Source organism: Maricaulis sp., from assembly GCF_017642925.1.
Taxonomy (GTDB): domain Bacteria; phylum Pseudomonadota; class Alphaproteobacteria; order Caulobacterales; family Maricaulaceae; genus Maricaulis.
This window is the reverse complement of record NZ_JAEPOL010000010.1, coordinates 56650-73710: the sequence shown is the minus strand read 5'-3', so window position 1 is coordinate 73710 and position 17061 is coordinate 56650. Positions and strand designations below refer to the sequence as shown.

At 64.5% G+C, this 17061-nt stretch carries 21 protein-coding genes; 13 read left to right on the top strand and 8 right to left on the bottom strand.

Annotated elements, in window-relative coordinates; all coding sequences use genetic code 11:
* Nucleotides 1–15: 15 nt before the first annotated feature.
* Genes lepB (JJ918_RS09740) through JJ918_RS09725 form a run of 4 tightly spaced genes read right to left on the bottom strand, consistent with a single transcriptional unit; the run spans nucleotide 16 to nucleotide 2092 of the window.
* A complete protein-coding gene (lepB, locus tag JJ918_RS09740; protein WP_291886469.1) occupies nucleotides 16–789 on the bottom strand; it encodes a signal peptidase I in 774 nt (257 codons plus the stop codon).
* 3 nt (nucleotides 790–792) lie between these two features.
* The gene (gene lepB, locus JJ918_RS09735) at nucleotides 793–1545 is read right to left on the bottom strand and encodes a signal peptidase I (RefSeq protein WP_291886466.1); all 753 of its coding nucleotides are present in this window, start codon (nucleotides 1543–1545) and stop codon (nucleotides 793–795) included.
* Between the two features lie 8 nt (nucleotides 1546–1553).
* A complete protein-coding gene (locus JJ918_RS09730) occupies nucleotides 1554–1874 on the bottom strand; it encodes a YbjQ family protein (RefSeq protein ID WP_271185015.1) in 321 nt (106 codons plus the stop codon).
* On the bottom strand, nucleotides 1871–2092 hold the full coding sequence (locus JJ918_RS09725) for a hypothetical protein (RefSeq protein WP_291886461.1): 222 nt from the start codon (nucleotides 2090–2092) through the stop codon (nucleotides 1871–1873). The genes JJ918_RS09730 and JJ918_RS09725 overlap by 4 nt, the downstream gene beginning before the upstream one ends.
* Nucleotides 2093–2305: 213 nt before the next feature.
* Here JJ918_RS09725 and JJ918_RS09720 point away from each other — a divergent pair, with 213 nt between their 5' ends.
* Nucleotides 2306–2689, top strand: coding sequence for a hypothetical protein (locus JJ918_RS09720; RefSeq protein ID WP_291886458.1), 384 nt, complete (start codon nucleotides 2306–2308; stop codon nucleotides 2687–2689).
* A 19-nt stretch (nucleotides 2690–2708) separates the two neighbouring features.
* On the opposite strand, the gene JJ918_RS09715 is transcribed toward JJ918_RS09720, so the two are convergent.
* A complete protein-coding gene (locus tag JJ918_RS09715) occupies nucleotides 2709–3194 on the bottom strand; it encodes a hypothetical protein (RefSeq protein ID WP_291886455.1) in 486 nt (161 codons plus the stop codon).
* A 101-nt stretch (nucleotides 3195–3295) separates the two neighbouring features.
* Nucleotides 3296–5053: an acyl-CoA dehydrogenase gene (locus JJ918_RS09710; RefSeq protein WP_291886452.1), complete on the bottom strand. Its 1758-nt coding sequence runs from the start codon at nucleotides 5051–5053 to the stop codon at nucleotides 3296–3298.
* A 187-nt stretch (nucleotides 5054–5240) separates the two neighbouring features.
* On the opposite strand from JJ918_RS09710, the gene JJ918_RS09705 reads away from it, so the two are divergent.
* From JJ918_RS09705 to JJ918_RS09690, 4 genes are read left to right on the top strand one after another with little or no spacing between them, the layout of a single operon-like run.
* Complete coding sequence (locus JJ918_RS09705) at nucleotides 5241–5816, top strand: cytochrome b (protein WP_291886449.1); 576 nt, start codon at nucleotides 5241–5243, stop codon at nucleotides 5814–5816.
* 6 nt (nucleotides 5817–5822) lie between these two features.
* Nucleotides 5823–6365: a YceI family protein gene (locus JJ918_RS09700; protein WP_291886446.1), complete on the top strand. Its 543-nt coding sequence runs from the start codon at nucleotides 5823–5825 to the stop codon at nucleotides 6363–6365.
* A 39-nt stretch (nucleotides 6366–6404) separates the two neighbouring features.
* Nucleotides 6405–7361, top strand: a complete 957-nt coding sequence (locus tag JJ918_RS09695; protein WP_291886443.1) for an L-threonylcarbamoyladenylate synthase — start codon at nucleotides 6405–6407, stop codon at nucleotides 7359–7361.
* Nucleotides 7358–8770, top strand: coding sequence for an FAD-binding oxidoreductase (locus tag JJ918_RS09690; protein ID WP_291886441.1), 1413 nt, complete (start codon nucleotides 7358–7360; stop codon nucleotides 8768–8770). The genes JJ918_RS09695 and JJ918_RS09690 overlap by 4 nt, the downstream gene beginning before the upstream one ends.
* Here the strand turns inward: JJ918_RS09690 and JJ918_RS09685 are convergent.
* Nucleotides 8767–9831, bottom strand: a complete 1065-nt coding sequence (locus JJ918_RS09685) for an endonuclease/exonuclease/phosphatase family protein (RefSeq protein ID WP_291886438.1) — start codon at nucleotides 9829–9831, stop codon at nucleotides 8767–8769. The two genes, JJ918_RS09690 and JJ918_RS09685, sit on opposite strands and share 4 nt — an antisense overlap.
* Before the next feature lie 181 nt (nucleotides 9832–10012).
* Here JJ918_RS09685 and yaaA point away from each other — a divergent pair, with 181 nt between their 5' ends.
* The 5 genes from yaaA (at nucleotide 10013) to JJ918_RS09660 (ending at nucleotide 13218) form a co-directional block, all read left to right on the top strand.
* Nucleotides 10013–10798, top strand: coding sequence for a peroxide stress protein YaaA (gene yaaA, locus JJ918_RS09680; RefSeq protein ID WP_291886434.1), 786 nt, complete (start codon nucleotides 10013–10015; stop codon nucleotides 10796–10798).
* Between the two features lie 208 nt (nucleotides 10799–11006).
* The gene (locus JJ918_RS09675; RefSeq protein ID WP_291886432.1) at nucleotides 11007–11375 is read left to right on the top strand and encodes a GIY-YIG nuclease family protein; all 369 of its coding nucleotides are present in this window, start codon (nucleotides 11007–11009) and stop codon (nucleotides 11373–11375) included.
* Between the two features lie 85 nt (nucleotides 11376–11460).
* Nucleotides 11461–12261: a 3-hydroxybutyrate dehydrogenase gene (locus JJ918_RS09670; protein ID WP_291886429.1), complete on the top strand. Its 801-nt coding sequence runs from the start codon at nucleotides 11461–11463 to the stop codon at nucleotides 12259–12261.
* Nucleotides 12262–12304: 43 nt separating this feature from the next.
* Nucleotides 12305–12790, top strand: a complete 486-nt coding sequence (locus JJ918_RS09665) for an NUDIX hydrolase (protein ID WP_291886427.1) — start codon at nucleotides 12305–12307, stop codon at nucleotides 12788–12790.
* An 8-nt stretch (nucleotides 12791–12798) separates the two neighbouring features.
* On the top strand, nucleotides 12799–13218 hold the full coding sequence (locus JJ918_RS09660; RefSeq protein WP_291886424.1) for a TIGR02301 family protein: 420 nt from the start codon (nucleotides 12799–12801) through the stop codon (nucleotides 13216–13218).
* 16 nt (nucleotides 13219–13234) lie between these two features.
* Here JJ918_RS09660 and JJ918_RS09655 read toward each other — a convergent pair whose 3' ends face one another.
* Nucleotides 13235–13921 carry a hypothetical protein gene (locus tag JJ918_RS09655; protein ID WP_291886421.1) on the bottom strand — a complete coding sequence of 229 codons (687 nt, stop codon included), beginning with the start codon at nucleotides 13919–13921 and terminating at the stop codon, nucleotides 13235–13237.
* Nucleotides 13922–14095: 174 nt separating this feature from the next.
* On the opposite strand from JJ918_RS09655, the gene JJ918_RS09650 reads away from it, so the two are divergent.
* From JJ918_RS09650 to JJ918_RS09640, 3 genes are all read left to right on the top strand, one after another.
* Nucleotides 14096–15121: an efflux RND transporter periplasmic adaptor subunit gene (locus JJ918_RS09650; RefSeq protein ID WP_291886418.1), complete on the top strand. Its 1026-nt coding sequence runs from the start codon at nucleotides 14096–14098 to the stop codon at nucleotides 15119–15121.
* An 87-nt stretch (nucleotides 15122–15208) separates the two neighbouring features.
* Entirely contained in the window at nucleotides 15209–15904 is a 696-nt protein-coding gene (locus JJ918_RS09645) for an ABC transporter ATP-binding protein (protein WP_291886415.1), read from the top strand.
* Complete coding sequence (locus tag JJ918_RS09640) at nucleotides 15901–17061, top strand: ABC transporter permease (RefSeq protein ID WP_291886412.1); 1161 nt, start codon at nucleotides 15901–15903, stop codon at nucleotides 17059–17061. The genes JJ918_RS09645 and JJ918_RS09640 overlap by 4 nt, the downstream gene beginning before the upstream one ends.

The window sequence follows — 17061 nt, the reverse complement described above, 5'->3', positions numbered from 1 at the left end:
GAGGTTAGAGCGCCGCTACAGCCCGCGCCAGACCCGACCGCGCGGGCAGTACAGGCCATCCTCGTGACGGCATTGCTCGAACGTGTAGAGAACGGTCTCGGCCCGGCCGACAATATTCTCGAAACGCACAAAGCCCGGCCCTTCCGGCGCACGGCTGTCGGCGGAATTGTCGCGATTGTCGCCCATGACGAAGACATGGCCCGCCGGCACGACGTCCGGCCCGTACTCGTCCAGCCAGTTATTGTCGCCGCGCTCGTAAATCGGGTGAACCCGGCCGCCGGGCAGACGCTCTTCATAGAGACGCACGCGGATCGCGTCCTGCGGATCAGCATTCTCGCGATAGGTCCGGTCCTCGACGAGCGTGCGGTCGACCTGGGCCCCGTTGATGAAGAGACGGCCATCGCGCATCGCCACGATATCGCCGGGCAGGCCAATCACCCGCTTGATCAGGGTCAGATCCTGGCGGTCATCCCACAACACCACGACATCGCCGCGCCGCGGGCTGCCCCAGCCGATACGCCCGTCCCAGCTGTCAGGCAGGAGATTGCCCAGGCCCAGCGGCAGGGTGTGACGCGAATAGCCATAGGCCCATTTCGACACCACGATCCGGTCGCCCACTTCCAGCGAGGGCTGCATGCTTTCCGACGGAATATAGTAGGTCGCAAAGGCCAGCGAGGTGAAACCGAACCAGACCGCCGCCACGCCGGCGAACATGTTCACCGCCTCGCCGACCTCGGCCCCGATCCGGGCGGCCCGGATACGCAGACGCCGGAGCGAGGATTGTTTCATGACCTAGAGACCGCGCCAGACCCGCCCGCGCGGACAGTACAGCCCGTCTTCGCGGCGGCAGCGTTCGAAGGTGAACAGCACCGTTTCCGCCCTGCCGACAACATTCTCCAGCGGCACAAGGCCCGGCCCGTTCGAGGCCCGGCTGTCATTGGAGGCATCCCGGTTGTCGCCCATCACAAAGACCGTGCCCGGCAGGATCGTCACCGGCCCGTAGCTGTCGAGCTGGTAGTTGTCACCGCGCTCATAGATGGGGTGATCCCGGCCGCCCGGCAGGGTTTCCTCGAACAGGGTCGCGGTGACGATATTGTCGCGCGGATGATCCCGGTAGGAGCGCACTTCGATGAGTTCGCGCGGCACCGGCTCGCCATTGAGGTAGAGCTGGCCCTGGCGCATCTCGATCACATCGCCCTCGATACCGATGACGCGCTTGATCAGATTGCGCGGCGGCGACTGGCGCTCGTCACGGAAGACGACGACATCGCCGCGCTGCGGATCGTGCCAGGCCAAGCGGCCATTCCAGTTGTCCGGCAACATGTAGCCGATGCCCAGAGGCAGGGAATGGACTGAATAGCCATAGGCCCATTTGGACACCAGAACCCGGTCGCCGACTTCCAGCGAGGGCTGCATGCTTTCCGACGGGATGTGGAAGGCGGCGAAACCGAAGGTCACCAGCCCCAGCCAGACGGCCGCCACACCGGCGACAAAGCGCACGGTTTCCACAATCTCGCTCGCAGCCCGGCCGGCCAGGCGCTTCATCAAGGCACTCATTTCAGTTTTACCGCCGTTCCGTAGGCCAGGATTTCCGCCGCACCTTCCATCACCGACGAAGTCGACAGGCGCACAGTCACAATCGCGTCGGCGCCGAGCTCTTCGGCGTGTTTCGCCATCCGGTCGAGCGCGGTCTCGCGCGCTTCGGACAGAAGGTCGGTGTATTCGGGGACTTCGCCGCCGACGATATTGCGCAAGCCGGCGATGAAATCGCGGCCGAAAAAGCGGGCCCGGACGACATTGCCGCGCGCGATACCGACCACACGGTCGATCTCGCGGCCCGGCACGGCATCCGCCATGGTGACAATCAGGCTCATTCCTCGTCTCCGTCTTCGAACACGATCCGGTTCTCCCGTGCGCGCAGGAACATGATCGCCACGCCGGCAGCCGGCATGCCCGTCACCAGCAGCCAGAAACCGCTCACCGGGTAAGGCAGATACCAGCGGCCGATCAATCCGGCTGCCAGCAGAATGACATACCCCGCGATCCCGCCGAGAAGCAGGACGATACCGGCATGGTCCAGGAAACGCGCCAAGGGCACCCGAACACCTCCCGTGCTCACGCATCAGCCTTCCGAATACGTCGAAACGCCGTCACAACCAAGGCTTGGGCGCGGAGATGACAGCATTTTCAGCCTGCCGTGGCATCGCCGCCGCAGCCACACCGCGCAGAGACGGGGGACGGCAAGGTGTCGCATCCCCTGTCACGTGCCGCGCTTTGGCCATCTTCGTGGGAAAGGATCGATATTATGAACCAGACCATCTACGAACCGACCTCGACGCCGGCTGCCGACCGGGACGACCGCCTTCTGGCGGGGCTGAACTATGCCCTGCTGCTCGTCGGCAATATCATCGGCGTATCCAGCCTCGTCGCCGTGATCATCGCCTATGCCCGCCGCGACGGCTCCCCGCACTGGCTGCAATCCCACTTCACCTACCAGATCAAGAGTTTCTGGGCGGCGATCGTCGGCATTGTAGCCTGTACCGTCATGGTTCTGACGGTAATCCTGGCGCCCTTCGGCCTGATCGGCTTCGCCCTGATCTGGCTGTGGATGCTGGCGCGGTCGATCGTGGGCCTGGTCCGTCTCGTGGACGGACGCGGCCACCCCGACCCGCACGGCATGTGGATGTAGGGCGGCGGGCCGGTCACCGTCAGACGGAACCGGCGCGACGTTCCAGAGCCAGCGCAAAGGCCGCGACCTTCTCCGCCATCACGGGTTCGTCGAGATCGGCCTTGCGGGCCACAAGTGTTGCCGCTGCAGACTTGCCGATAATGTCCTCCATCTCCGCCAAGGCCCCTTCGGCCGGCGAGCCCTGATGGGTCAGGAAGACGGCCGTACGCGGCAGTCGCAAAACGGTCTGACGCAGGAAGCGGCGCACGGGCGGCGTAGGATGCGAGGCCCAGATCGGCCCGCCCACAATGACCAGATCGTAAGCGGTCACATTGCGGGCCAGTGGCTCGATGGGCGGCAGGTTGTTGCGCAGGCTGTCGTACACGGCCCGGATCATGCCCCACACGCCCCGCCCATAACGGGTGCAACCAATCTCCGCGAGATCGGCCTTCATCTGGTCGGCAATCATCTCGGCCACGGCCCGCGTGGTTCCGGTCAGGGAATAGTAGACAACAAGGGTTTTCATGACGGCATCTCCGCAAACCTGCCCGCAAGCATTGCGGGCCGTTGCCGCCGTCGCATTGACCTGGCGCAAGATATCAAAAAGGGACACCTGTCCCCTTTTGATCAGACGCCGAAGCCGACCTCGTCGATCATCTCCGCGCCCATGGTGACGTCGTCGACGCGCGACGGTGCCAACGTCATCACCGCTTCGGCATAGAAGTTCGCCAGGGCTATCCGCTGGGCCGCGAAGGCGGGGTCGCCGATATTCTCCTTCTGACGCCGGCGAGCTGCGACGGCCCCGACGCACAGCAGCCAACCGCCGATCGTCTCGCCCGCCAGGGTGAGGAAGGGGGTGGCGCCGGCCAGCCGGTCCTTCATGTCGACCTCTTTCAGCCAGTCGACTGCTTCACGCATGGCATCCAGACTGTCCTGCAGGCGATCGCCGAGTGGCGGCAAGTCCGGGTGTGACGAGGTCGTGCAGGCCTCGATGGTCTGCCCGATATCCGAGAACAGCTCGTCAAAGGCCGCGCCGCCATCCATGTTCAGCTTGCGGCCGACCAGGTCGATCGCCTGGATGGCATTGGTGCCTTCATAGATCGGCGTGATACGGGCATCGCGCAGATGCTGGGCCGCACCGGTTTCCTCGATATAGCCCATGCCGCCATGAACCTGGACGCCCAAGGACGCGACCTCGACGCCGATATCGGTCGACCAGGCTTTCGCCACCGGCGTGAGCAACTCCTCGCGGCGCTTGGCCGCGGCGCGCTCGTCGGCGTCCTCGGCATGCTCGGCCATGTCGGTCGCCACGGCGCAGGACACGCAGATGGCCCGCGAGGCGGCGATCTTGGCCTTCATCAGCGACAGGGTGCGCTTGATGTCCGGGTGATGGATGATGGCGTGCGGTGCCGGGCCCTCGGCGTCGATGGCGCGGCCCTGCTTGCGGTCCTGTGCATAGGCCAGGGCCTGCTGGAAGGCCCGCTCGGCGATGCCCACCCCCTGCACGCCGACATTCAGACGCGCCGAATTCATCATCGTGAACATGCAGCGCATGCCGGCGTTTTCACCGCCGATCAGCCAACCGGTCGCGCCGGTGTATTCCATGGTGCAGGTCGGCGAGCCGTGAATGCCCAGCTTGTGCTCGACCCCGATGGCGCGCAGGTCGTTGCGCGACCCGTCCGGCAGGATTTTCGGTACGATGAAGAGCGAAATACCCTTCGTGCCCTCCGGCGAACCCGGCGTCCGCGCGAGCACGAGATGGATGATATTCTCCGCACAGTCGTGTTCGCCCCAGGTGATGAAGATCTTCTGGCCCGAGATCGCCCAGCTGCCGTCGGCATTCGGTTCGGCCTTGGTGCGCAGCGCGCCCACATCCGACCCGGCCTGAGGCTCGGTGAGGTTCATCGTGGCCGACCACTCGCCGGTGAGCAGCTTGCCCAGATACAATTCCTTCTGCTCGTCAGTACCGTGAGCGATCAGCGCCTCGATCCCGCCATAGGTGAGCATCGGGCCGAGACCGAAGGACAGGTTCGCGCCCTGGATCATTTCCAGCACGGCCACGCCCAGCGCCCGCGGCAGCCCCATACCGCCCAGCTCGGCCGGGAATTGCAGCCCCTGCCAGCCGCCTTCGACGAATTGCGCATAGGCCGCCGGGAAACCGGTCGGCGTGGTGACGGCGTCATTCTCGAGCTTGCAGTGCTCGGCGTCGCCGACGCGGTTGAGCGGCGCGAGCACATTTTCCGCCAGCTTGGCAGCCTCTTCCAGAATGGCCGCCGTCAGATCGGAGGTGAAGTCCGGGAAGGCGCCCGTCGCCTTCAGCCCCTCAACAGCCGCAACTTCTTCCAGCGTGAAGCGCAATTCATCCAGCGGTGCGCGATATGTCATGGCCGACCTCCGTCATCATTTTTTTGTGGCCGGAACATAACCCGCCTTCCCGCCGATGCGAATCCGGAAACAGTGTTTTGTCCAGCCCGCGACTTTGTGTGGCTTTTCGGACGCGCAGACAGCGGGCATATACTGTGACGAGAGCCGCCCCCGCACGGGCGGGAAAGCCGTTGGGGGAGCCCGAACCATGACCGACACGCCACGCTACACCGCCGTCGCCATCACCCTTCACTGGATCCTCGCGGTCCTGCTGCTCGGCATGGTGTTTTTCGGCTGGTACATGGAAGACCTGCGCGAAGGCCTGTTCGCCGGCACCGTGCCGCTGGAAGAGGTTCAGCAGGCCTACAATCTGCACAAGACGACGGGCATGGCGATCCTGGTCCTGTCGCTCATCCGTCTGGCCTGGCGCCTCACCCACAAGACACCGGGCATGCCCGAAGGCATGAAACCCTGGGAAAAGCTGGCCGCCCACGCCGTGCACTGGGCCTTCTACGTGCTGATGATCGGCATGCCGATCATGGGCTGGATTTCCGCCTCCGCCTCGGAACTGCCCTCTTTCCTGTTCAACAATCCCGACATGCCGCTGCCGCGTCTGCCGGTTCCGCAAAGCGAGAGCCTGCACGAAGTGTCCGGCTCGATCCACGGGGCCGGCGGCTGGCCGATCCTGATCCTGTTCGGCCTGCACGCTGCAGCGGCCCTGAAACACCAGTTTTTCGACCGCGACGGGCTGATCGCCCGCATGATCCCGGTCCTGAAAGGATAAGTGCCGATGTTGCGTTACGCGTTTCTTCTCCCGCTGGCCCTCGCTGCCGCTCCGGCCAGCGCCCAGTCCTGGCAGGTCGATCGGGCCGACAGTTCCGTCGGCTTCGAGACGACGGTGTCCGGTGGTGCAGTGACGGGAGAGTTTTCGGACTGGACGGCCGAGATCGTGCTCGACCCGGCCGATCTGGACAACGCCTCGATCTCGGCCCGCGTGCTCACCTCCAGCGGCACGACCGGCAATGGCCAGATGGACAGTTCCATGCTGTCAGATTCCGGCCTGAACCCGTCGGAGTACGAGGCCGCGACCTTTGTCTCCGAGGATATCCGGGCAACGGATGAGGGCTATGAAGCGCACGGCACGCTCGCCATGGCCGGCACCGAACGCGACATCGTGCTGCCCTTCACCCTGGCGATCAATAGCGGCCGGGCCGTTGCGGACAGCCGCTACACACTCGCCCGCGCCGACTACGGCGTCGGCTCGTCCAGCTGGGGTTCGGCCGCGGCCGAGGTGACCCTCGTGCTGCATATCGAGGCCGATGCCGCCGAGTAGGCTTGCGTGGCAGGGGCGTGAAGCGCTAGCTCACGCCCCATGACCGCTCCGATCAAGCCTGCCAACTCTGCCGAAGCCATTGCCGAAGCCGCCGCCATCCTGCAGGCGGGCGGTCTCGTGGCCATGCCGACGGAGACCGTTTACGGCCTGGCTGCCGATGCTGCCAACCCGGACGCCGTCGCGCGGCTCTACGCCGCCAAGGGGCGGCCGCGCTTCAACCCACTGATCGCCCATGTCACCGGTCCGAAAATGGCCCAGCGCATCGCCGAGTGGCCGGAGCTGGGGGCAAAACTCGCCGCGACCTACTGGCCGGGGCCGCTCACGCTGGTTTTGCCGAAAAAGCCGGACGCCGACATCGCCGACATCGCCAATGCCGGACTCGACAGTATCGCCCTGCGCGCGCCGGCCCACCCGGCAGCCCGCACGCTGATCAGCGCTTTCGGCGCGCCCCTGGTGGCGCCCAGCGCCAACCCGTCAGGCTCGATCAGCCCCACCACGGCCCAGCATGTCGCCGACGGCCTGGGCGACAAGGTCGACCTCATCCTTGATGGCGGCGCCTGCCCCGTCGGGGTTGAATCGACCGTCGTCGCCATCGACGGCAAGCGCGCCATCTTGCTGCGGCCCGGCGGTCTGGCCCGCGTGCACATCCAGCCGATCACCGGACCTCTGGAAACTCCCGGGCCCGACGCCCCGCTCGCCAGCCCCGGCATGCTGAAAAGCCATTACGCCCCCAATGCAGCGATGCGGCTCAATGCCAGCGAAGCCCGGCCCGGCGAGCTGTTGCTGGGCTTCGGCGCCATCGGAGGCCATATCAACCTGTCGGAGGCCGGCGATCTCGCCGAAGCCGCCACACGCCTGTTTGCCGCCCTGCGTGATCTCGACGCACGCGGGCCGGAACGCATTGCAGTTGCGCCCATCCCGGATCAGGGTTTGGGTGAAGCCATCAATGACCGCCTGCAACGCGCCGCTGCGCCCAAGGACGACCCGACGCCATGACTGCTGCCGTGACCCTGCCCGCCGACCTGATCGACAATCTCAAGGCCGCTCTTGGCCCGAAAGGCTGGAGCCAGGATCCGCAGGAACTCGAACCGCATGTCCACGACTGGCGCGGCCGCTACAAGGGCGAAACGCCGATTCTGCTCAAACCAGCCTCCACCGGGGAAGTCTCGGCTGTGGTCAAGCTGTGCGCCGAGGCCGGCGTGGCGATCACGCCCCAAGGCGGCAATACCTCGCTGTGCGGGGCTGCGACGCCCCAAGGCGAAGTGCTGATCTCGCTGAAGCGCATGACCGCCGTGCGCGAGATCGACACCGACAATGATTCCATGACCGTAGAGGCCGGCTGCGTACTGGAAAGCTTGCAGCAGACGGCAGAAGGCGCCAACCGCCTCTTCCCGCTCTCGCTGGGCTCGCAGGGTTCGGCCATGATCGGCGGGCTGATTTCCACCAATGCCGGCGGCGTGCATGTCCTGCGCTACGGCATGACGCGGGAACTGGTCCTGGGACTGGAAGCCGTGCTGCCGGACGGCACGATCTGGTCCGGGCTGACAGGCTTGCGCAAAGACAATACCGGCTATGATCTCAAGCAATTGCTGATCGGCGCCGAAGGCACGCTGGGCATCATCACTGCCGCCACGCTGAAACTCTTCCCACGTCCCGGCCGCATGGAACTGGCCTTCATCGGCATGAACTCCGTGGACGATGCGGTGAAATTTCTCGGCATGGCGAAACAGGTCTCGGGCGGCGCTGTGACCGCCTTCGAGGTCATGCCGAACCTCGCGCTGGAATTTGTGCTGATGCGGATTCCCGGCACACGCGACCCGCTTGAGGCCAAGCATCCCTGGTATGTGGTCTGCGAGATGAGTTTCGGCCGCCCGGACGGCGCGCGCGAGACCATGGAGGCCGCGCTGGAGCAGGGCTTCGAGGCGGGACTGGTCCAGGACGCCGTGATCGCGGAAAACGAAGCCCAGATGCAGGATCTCTGGCGCCTGCGCGAAAGCATCGCCGAGGCCGAGCGCGGGCAGGGCCTCGCCGTCAAGCATGACGTGTCGATCCCGGTATCGAAGATGTCCGCCTTCATCGACGTCGCGACGCAGCGTGTGAACCGGGACTTTCCGGACGGGATCGTCGTCGCCTTCGGCCATGTCGGCGACGGCAATGTTCACTACAACATCGCCTGCATCGATCCGGACGCCCATGCCGGCTTCATGGCCCGCGCAGGCGAAATGTCGAAGATTGTCTATGACACGGTGGACGAGTTCGGCGGATCGATTTCCGCCGAGCACGGCATCGGCATCCTCAAGCGCGAGGAACTGGCCAATCGCAAGCCGGTCGACGTGAAGGTGATGCGGGCGATCAAGCAGGCGCTGGACCCCAAGGGCATCATGAACCCGCGGGTCTTGTTCTAAACCGTTCTGGACGCCAGGTATTCGCGCCCGAAATCGACTTTGATCGCCGCCCATAGCGGCAGATGGTCGGACATCTGGTGCGTGCGCCAATAGGTCCGGTAATAGAGCGATTTATTGCCCCGCGGCTCGCCCCGCGACGTGGTGTGATAAGCCTCGCCCATATCGGGCACGTACAGCGCCTCGTCATCCTCGCAATAGACGCAATCGTAGAAATTGAAGGCCCCGGCGGCGATGATCTGGTCGCGCGTCAGGTTCGGCGTCATGAAGGCCATCTGGTCGAAAAAGCGCTCTTCCCGCCCGACATTGGTGACCTGCTGCAAGCCTTCGGGGATGACGAAACCGGCATCGGTCAGGGCCGAGAAGGTGACATCGTCAGGTGCGAAAATGTTGAAATCGCCCAGAAGGATGAGATTGCGCGCCCAGGCGTGATCCTCCTTTGCCCGGTCCGCCATGAAGCGGGCCAGTTCGCGGATTTCGCGCTCGCGATCGGGATCGTCGGCCCGGCTCTCGCCATAGAGGATATGCACGGTCGACAGCATGAATTTGAACCAGCCGGCCTCGAAACCCACGACATAGGGCGTGCGGGCAAGCTGGCTCGCTGGCGAATAGACCAGCCGGCCCGACTCGTCGCGCGTCTCGATCGGCGGAATGACGATTTCCCCCGCCAGACCGCCAAAGCGCACCTTGCGGCTGTCATAGAGGAAAGCCATCCGCTCCTTATTGCCCCGGGTGCCGTCGGTGACATCGGTCACCAGGTATTTCCACCAGGGGCCAAGGAGCTCGCGCAGCCTGTCCAGCGGCGCAGTATCAAGCCGAACTTCCTGCAGCGCGACCAGATCGAAGCGCGAGATAATCTCGGCGATGTAATGGTAAGGCTCCATCCCGCGCAGACCATAGGCGGGACTATCGAACTCGCGGATATTCCAGGTCGCCAGCAGGAGGGTGGAGTCCAGTGTCTTGGCGGGAATTTCGGCGTCGAGCCGGGCGCCCAGTCTGAGGAGGCGCGCCGCGATGCGCCGCTGTACCGGATTCGTCTTGTCCAGGCTGTAGAAGAACGACATGGCGACACCTCGCAGATTGCCGCAACCATACAACCAAAACGGGAGGCGCGCCATTGGCTGCACGCCTGCCTCATTGGAAATTCCGTGGCCGGACATTGAGAAAACTCATAGCAAGAGCGGCGCCCGGTGCCTTTTCCTGCCCGACCGCCTCCCCTACCTTCGGAGGAGAAGGAGGCCTGCCATGCTGATTCTGCTGTCGCCTGCCAAGAACATGAATTTCGACCCGGTCGAACGCGATCTGCCCGCCACCGAGCCGCCGCTGATCGGCGAGACCCGCATCCTGTCGAAGACGACGCGCCAGCTGACGGCGCCGAAGATCAAGGCGATGATGAAGATCTCCGACGATCTGGCGCGCCTCAACCGCGAACGCTTCCAGGCTTTCGATGCCGATACACCGGGCGAAAAGCAGGCAGCTTTCGCGTTCAATGGCGAGGTCTATCGCGGGCTCGAGGCCGGCAGCTTGCCGGACGCCGATCTCGACTATGCCCAGGACCATCTGCGCATTCTGTCGGGCATGTATGGCGCGCTGCGTCCGCTCGATGCCATCCACCCCTACCGGCTGGAGATGGGCCGCAAGCTTCACACGCGGCGCGGCGAGAACCTCTATGATTTCTGGGGCGACCGGATCGCGAAACATCTCAACACTCTGCAGGAGGGCAAGGACGATCCCGTCGTGCTGAACCTCGCCTCGAACGAGTATTTCAAGTCGGTCGACCGCAAGAAGTTGAAGGGCCGCGTCATCACGGCGAACTTCAAGGAAGAGAAGGATGGGCAATTGCGCGCCCTGATGGTCTTCGCAAAGAAGGCGCGCGGCATGATGGCGCGCTGGGTCATCCAGAACCGCGTCGAGGATCCGGCCGAACTGCGCAAATTCGATCTGGGCGGCTATCGTTTCGAGGCGGACGGCTCCAGCGAGGACGAACTCCTGTTCACGCGCCCGCAGCCTGTGGCGGCGAAGGCGGCTTAGAACGCTCCACAATCTTGCCTCCAACAAAAAATCCGTCATCCCCCGGCTTGTCCGGGGGACCTCGACTAACCCGTTTGAAAACAAGACTTGCTGCTCTCCGCGCGCATTCTCTCAAGGGTTGGCTGAGGTCCCCCGGATCCCTGCTGACGCAGGGACCGTGGGATGACGGCGCTTGGTGGGGATTTAAATATATACAATCATAAATTGCATGAAGGATCGAGAGGCGACCATTGCCGTCTACATGATGGCCAACCGGTTCGACGGTGCGATCTACACCGGCGTTACCGCACACCTCCTCTGGCGCATCCAGCAGCACAAGAACGGCACGGCCTCCGGCTTCACGCGGAAATATCGCTGCACCAGCCTTGTATGGTGGGAAGCCCATGGATTGATTGTCGATGCCATCAAGCGGGAAAAGCGCATCAAAAAGTGGCCGCGCCAGTGGAAGATAAACCTGATCGAGGCGGCCAATCCTCGCTGGGAGGATCTATGGGACACGTTGTGGGCCGTTCCAACGAATCCGGAAATAGACCTGCGACCATGGAAGACGAGGTCCCCCGGACAAGACGGGGGATGACGGTGTGTGATCGGGTCGGATGCACACTTGACCCGGCCTCCGGCCTGCCGTTTCTTGCGCGGAGTGCAAACTTGAAAGGTGGTTCATGTCTTCCATCCGCACCGATCTGACCGGCCAGGTGGCCATTGTCACCGGCTCTACAAGCGGCATCGGCGCCGCCATGGCCGACGCCCTCGCGGCCAACGGCGCGAACGTGATCATCAACGGTCTGGGCGATGCGGATGCGATCGAGAAAGAACGCGCCGGGATCGCGGAACGGCACGGCGTCGAGGTGCGCTACCACCCCGCCAACATGCTGAAATCCGGTGAGATTGCCGACATGGTGGCGTTCGCCAAGCGGGAGTTCGGGCGCCTGGACATTCTGATGAATAATGCCGGGATCCAGCATGTCGCACCGGTCGATGAATTCCCGGAAGACAAGTGGGATGCCATCATCGCCATCAACCTCACCTCGGTCTTCCACGGCGCGAAGGCCGCCCTGCCGATCATGAAGCGCCAGGGCAGGGGGCGGATCGTCAACCTCGCCTCGGCCCACGGTCTCGTCGCCTCGCCCTTCAAGTCGGCCTATGTGGCCGCCAAGCACGGGGTGATGGGCTTCACCAAGACGCTGGCGCTGGAAGTCGCCGAACAGGGTATCACCTGCAATGCGATCTGCCCGGGCTATGTGAAGACGCCGCTGGTGGAGAACCAGATCGGCGACACCGCAAAGGCGCGCGGGATTACCGAGGAAGAGGTCGTGCGCGACGTCCTGCTCGCTGCCCAGCCGACCAAACAGTTTGTCACCTATGACCAGCTCGCCGGCGCGCTGCTCTATCTTGTCTCCGACGCGGGAGCCAATATGAATGGGTCCTGGATCAGCGTTGACGGTGGATGGACCGCGAAGTGACATTGCGCACACATAAGGATGACATAAGGGCCGCATACGGGTGATGTCCGGCCCCCATCCGGATACAGATGCGCCCCGTCCCGTCGCCGGCGCCGGCATCGTCGTTTTTCGCGGCGAGGAGGTGCTGCTGATCCGGCGCGGTAAACCGCCCTATGAAGGCGAGTGGTCGCTGCCCGGCGGCAAGATCGAATATGGCGAGACCGCCGCCGAAGCCGCCCTGCGCGAACTGGCGGAAGAGACCGGCACGACCGCCCGGATCGCCGGGCTGATCGATGTCATCGATTCCATTGGCACGCGCGAACCCGGCCGTCCGGGCGACTGGCACTATGTCCTCGTGGACTTTGCCGGCGTGTGGACGGGCGGCGAACCGGTCGCGGCTGACGATGTCAGCGAGGCCGGGTTCTTTCCCTATGACGAGGCCGTGGCGATGACCCGCTGGGACACGACGCGCAACGTGATCGGGCGGGCCCGCGCGATTGTAGACGCCCAAGCAGATCCAGCCTTGAGCGCGCCACAATCGGCGTCATGATGCCGGCCATGATCCCGACGCGTCTCCTGCTTGCGGCCGCCCTGGCCACGGCTTTGCCGGCCCTCGCCGAAGCGCAGAAGCCGTCGCGCCAGCCTGTACAGGGCGAGGCCCGCTACGAGCTGGATCTCGACCTCGACCGTACCCTGCCTTTCCTGGCCTATACGCTCGGCGAGCTGCACTATCTGGCCTATGCCTGCGAGGGCGACAATGCCCAGCAATGGCGCGACCGCATGGTCGAACTCCTCGCCATGGAAGCTTCGGACAATGGCCGCCGCCGCGACCGGCTGATCGAGAGTTTCAACGAGGGCTATCGTTCGCAGCAGCGCTACCGCGCCCGTTGCGGCGCCGAGGCCGATGCGGAACGCCGCGCGCTCGCCCATCGCGGCCGCGACCTCTCCGACATGATGCGCTCAGCCTATTTCGACTGACCGGAACGGGCGCTTCTCAAGGCGTTGCGGTGTTGAAATTCCGCAAGACCCGGTAGGTGATCGAGGTGTTGGTGGCCTCGAGGATTTCCAGCTGCGCGCCCTGATAGCCGATCAGCGTCGAGGCGGAGAGATCGTACTCCACGGCATTGGAAAAGGCGGGCCGGGCCATGTTTCCGGAGAATTCGCGATAGCCGACATTGATGCGGTCCCCGACGCGCCCGTTATAGATCAGGGTCTGCTGGAAGGAGTTGTCGCGCTCAAGCACGCGCTCGGTGCGTTCGAAGGCGCGGTCCCGGCAGGCGCGGATATTGAACGCCGTGACGACACACAGCTGGCCGGCCTCTCTGCTAGCCCGGATCGAGACCGGCGGGTCCATGAAGGCACCGGCGATCAGCCCGCCGGGCGCTGACGAACCGAAAGCGAAACCGTGATAGGTATCGGTCTCGTCCTGCCCGGTCTGCGGATAGAAGCCGCCCTGCAATGTGTAGCCGCCGATCTGTGTTCCCGCGGGGACGTCGATCCCCTGCGTCCGCGTCACCTCGCCCTGCGCCAGCAATACATCGCCGACACGCGCCGTGACCGTTTCCCCGATCGGCGGGCGGCTGAAGGCACTGCGCTCGGGCACGTAATTGTGCTGCGGTGTCGCGCAGGCGGCCAGCGCCATCGCGATTATTCCCAGACCTGCCAAGCTTGCCGCGCGCATCCTGCCCTCCCCGACAGACCATGTCAGACAAGCACAGGAACGCCCGAACAACAACCTTTAATTGCTTGTGATAAAAAAGCACTTTTTTGACATGTGGGACACAAGCCCCGATTGTCCCGTTTCAAATCTCTTCATGACCGTCTATTCATGCCCGGACGGGAATGAGGGGACAGGATGTCGGATCGCCGTTCACAACTGGAATCCTTGAGTATCGACCGCAACGAGCCGGAAGGCGGCGGCGGTGTCTCTATTGGCGTGACCGCCGCGATCGCGCTGGTGGTCGCCGGTCTTTCGGCCGGCGGAACATGGTATTTCACCCGCAGCGGCGCGCCCGATCCGGCGCCCGCGGCGCAACAGCCCGCCACACCCCCACCAGCCAGCGAGCCGGCGGCGCCCGCTGCCACGAGCACCGAACGCACGCCGCGTTCGTCCGGACTGGTCGCGACCGGCTATGTCGTGGCGCGGCGCCAGGCGACGGTGTCGGCCGAGATCACCGGCCGGATCAGCGAGGTGCTGGTCGAGGAAGGCACGGTGGTCGAGGCTGGCGAAGTGGTCGCCCGGCTGGACGATGACCGTGCCCGTATCCAGCTGCAATTGCTCGAGGCCCAGCGCGAGGCCGCGCAGGCGCGCACGCGCTCCCTCATGGCCCAGCTGGCCGAGGCCGAGCGTGTCTTCGAGCGCGCCCGCAGCCTGGCCGAACGGGATATCGGGTCGCAGGCTGCCGTCACGGCTGCCCGCGCCCAGGCCGACAGCCTGACCGCCCAGATCAATGCCGCCCGCGCCGACTACCAGGCCGCCTCAGCCCAGGTTGCCAGCCAGGAAGACCTGGTCGACCGGCATGTCGTGCGCGCGCCCTTTGCCGGTGTCGTTGTCGCGAAGAATGCCCAGGTGGGCGAGATCCTGTCTCCGGCCTCCGCCGGTGGCGGCTTCACCCGGACCGGTGTCGCCACCCTGGTCGACATGGCCTCGCTGGAGATCGAGGTCGACGTGAATGAGGGCCAGATCGGCCGCGTCTCGCCGGGCCAGCGTGTGGAAGCACGGCTGGACGCCTATCCGGACTGGCGCATCCCGGCCCATGTCGAGGCGATCATCCCGACTGCCGACCGTGCCCGGGCCACCATCCAGGTGCGGGTCGCCTTCGACGAGCGCGACGACCGGATCCTGCCGGAAATGGCCGCCCGCGTGATCTTTGTTGAGTAAAAGAACTTTATTTTGTAAAGTGCAATCCGAACATCATGACGGCACCCGCTCCGGGGAGGAGACGGGCGGACCGGGAGGACTGACAGAATGGCATCGCTCTACGAACTCAAGGACCTGTCCAAGCGCTATACGCGTGGCAAGGAGAGCATTACCATCTTCGAAGAGCTGACCATGTCGATCCCGCAGGGCGATTTTATCGCCATCATGGGACCGTCCGGCTCTGGCAAGACAACCCTGCTCAACCTGCTGGGCGGGATCGACCGCCCCTCCTCCGGTTCGGTGGAATGCGAGGGCGTGCGGGTGGACAAGCTGTCGGAAGGCAAGCTGGCCAAGTGGCGCTCGCAGCATGTCGGCTTCATCTTCCAGTTCTACAATCTGATGCCCACGCTCACCGCGGCCCAGAATGTCGAGCTTCCCCTTCTGCTCACCAAACTCTCGGGCAAGCAGCGCAAGGACCGCGTCGCCACGGCGCTGGACATTGTCGGCCTGGCCGACCGCAAGGGACACCGGCCGCGCCAGCTTTCCGGCGGTCAGCAGCAGCGCGTCGCGATTGCCCGCGCCATTGTCGCCGACCCGAAAGTGCTGTTGTGCGACGAGCCGACCGGTGACCTCGACCGCGCCTCCGCCGACGAGATCCTGGAAACGCTGCAATTGCTGAACAAGGAACTCGGCAAGACCATCGTCATGGTCACGCACGACCCGTCGGCCGCCAAATACGCCGCGCGCGAACTGCATCTGGACAAGGGCCGCTTCATCGAGGCCAAGGCGGAGCCGGCGCAATGAACGATCTCACGCTGATCCGGAAGAATCTCTTCCGCAAGAAGCTGAGGGCGATCCTGCTGACCCTGTCGATCCTGATCGCCTTCCTGATTTTCGGCGTACTGGGCGCCTTCTACAAGGTCTGGAATTCCGGCGCCGAGCTGGCGGCGGACAACCGGCTGGTCACGGTCAACCGGATCAACTTCACCGTCACCATGCCCTATGCCTACTGGGGCCGTATCCAGGCCGTCGAGGGCGTCGAGGCCGCCAGTTTCGCCAACTGGTTCGGCGGTTATTACCAGGAGCCGACCCGGCAGGTTCAGACCTTCGCCGTCGACCCGGAAAGCTATCTGAACGTCTATCCCGAACTCGTCTTCGAGCCGGAACAGCGCGCGGCCTTCATCGCCAACCGCACCTGCCTGGCCGTCGGGCGCGACATCGCCGACTTCTATGGCTGGTCGCTGGGCGACCGTATCCCGCTGCTGTCGAATATCTGGCAGAAGTCGGACGGCAGTTCGTCCTGGGAGTTCGACATCTGCGCCGTGTTTGACGGGCGGGAGGATTACCCGGCCAACTACGCGATGTTCCACTACGAGTATTACAACGAGGATCTGGCCTTCAATCAGGACCAGATCGGCTGGATCGTGATCCAGACACAGAGCGCCGACATGAACGCGAGCGTCGCCGATACGATCGACACCATGTTCGCCAACTCGCCGGCGGAAACGGAAACCGCGACCGAGGCCGCCTTCTCCGAGGGATTTGCCAACCAGTTCGGCAATATCGCGCTGATCCTGCTTTTCGTGGTCGGTTCGGCCTTCTCGACCATCCTGATCATTGTCGGCTTCACCATGGTGACCGCGATCAATGAGCGGACCGGCGAGATCGCCGTGATGAAGACACTCGGCTTCCCGGCCCCGCGCATCTTCCGCATGGTCCTGTCGGAATCGGTGATGCTGTCGCTGGTCGGCGGCCTGCTCGGCCTCGGCCTGGCCTGGGGCATGGTGACCCTCATCGCCGCCGCGCCGGGCGTGTCGGCCTTCCTGCCGGGCCTCTCCATGCCGCAGAACGTATTCATTGCCGGCGTCGGGCTGGCGGTCCTGCTCGGCCTGCTGACCGGCATCATTCCCGCCATCAATGCCCAGCGCGTGAAAATCGTCACCGCGCTCGGCAAGCAATAG

Excerpts from the sequence above, each read along its gene's own strand:
- lepB (WP_291886469.1), bottom strand. The coding sequence starts at position 789 with ATGAAACAATCCTCGCTCCGGCGTCTGCGTATCCGGGCCGCCCGGATC.
- lepB (WP_291886466.1), bottom strand. The coding sequence starts at position 1,545 with ATGAAGCGCCTGGCCGGCCGGGCTGCGAGCGAGATTGTGGAAACCGTG.
- JJ918_RS09730 (WP_271185015.1), bottom strand. The coding sequence starts at position 1,874 with ATGAGCCTGATTGTCACCATGGCGGATGCCGTGCCGGGCCGCGAGATC.
- JJ918_RS09720 (WP_291886458.1), top strand. The coding sequence starts at position 2,306 with ATGAACCAGACCATCTACGAACCGACCTCGACGCCGGCTGCCGACCGG.
- JJ918_RS09715 (WP_291886455.1), bottom strand. The coding sequence starts at position 3,194 with ATGAAAACCCTTGTTGTCTACTATTCCCTGACCGGAACCACGCGGGCC.
- JJ918_RS09710 (WP_291886452.1), bottom strand. The coding sequence starts at position 5,053 with ATGACATATCGCGCACCGCTGGATGAATTGCGCTTCACGCTGGAAGAA.
- JJ918_RS09705 (WP_291886449.1), top strand. The coding sequence starts at position 5,241 with ATGACCGACACGCCACGCTACACCGCCGTCGCCATCACCCTTCACTGG.
- JJ918_RS09700 (WP_291886446.1), top strand. The coding sequence starts at position 5,823 with ATGTTGCGTTACGCGTTTCTTCTCCCGCTGGCCCTCGCTGCCGCTCCG.
- JJ918_RS09695 (WP_291886443.1), top strand. The coding sequence starts at position 6,405 with ATGACCGCTCCGATCAAGCCTGCCAACTCTGCCGAAGCCATTGCCGAA.
- JJ918_RS09690 (WP_291886441.1), top strand. The coding sequence starts at position 7,358 with ATGACTGCTGCCGTGACCCTGCCCGCCGACCTGATCGACAATCTCAAG.
- JJ918_RS09685 (WP_291886438.1), bottom strand. The coding sequence starts at position 9,831 with ATGTCGTTCTTCTACAGCCTGGACAAGACGAATCCGGTACAGCGGCGC.
- yaaA (WP_291886434.1), top strand. The coding sequence starts at position 10,013 with ATGCTGATTCTGCTGTCGCCTGCCAAGAACATGAATTTCGACCCGGTC.
- JJ918_RS09675 (WP_291886432.1), top strand. The coding sequence starts at position 11,007 with ATGAAGGATCGAGAGGCGACCATTGCCGTCTACATGATGGCCAACCGG.
- JJ918_RS09670 (WP_291886429.1), top strand. The coding sequence starts at position 11,461 with ATGTCTTCCATCCGCACCGATCTGACCGGCCAGGTGGCCATTGTCACC.
- JJ918_RS09665 (WP_291886427.1), top strand. The coding sequence starts at position 12,305 with ATGTCCGGCCCCCATCCGGATACAGATGCGCCCCGTCCCGTCGCCGGC.
- JJ918_RS09660 (WP_291886424.1), top strand. The coding sequence starts at position 12,799 with ATGATCCCGACGCGTCTCCTGCTTGCGGCCGCCCTGGCCACGGCTTTG.
- JJ918_RS09655 (WP_291886421.1), bottom strand. The coding sequence starts at position 13,921 with ATGCGCGCGGCAAGCTTGGCAGGTCTGGGAATAATCGCGATGGCGCTG.
- JJ918_RS09650 (WP_291886418.1), top strand. The coding sequence starts at position 14,096 with ATGTCGGATCGCCGTTCACAACTGGAATCCTTGAGTATCGACCGCAAC.
- JJ918_RS09645 (WP_291886415.1), top strand. The coding sequence starts at position 15,209 with ATGGCATCGCTCTACGAACTCAAGGACCTGTCCAAGCGCTATACGCGT.
- JJ918_RS09640 (WP_291886412.1), top strand. The coding sequence starts at position 15,901 with ATGAACGATCTCACGCTGATCCGGAAGAATCTCTTCCGCAAGAAGCTG.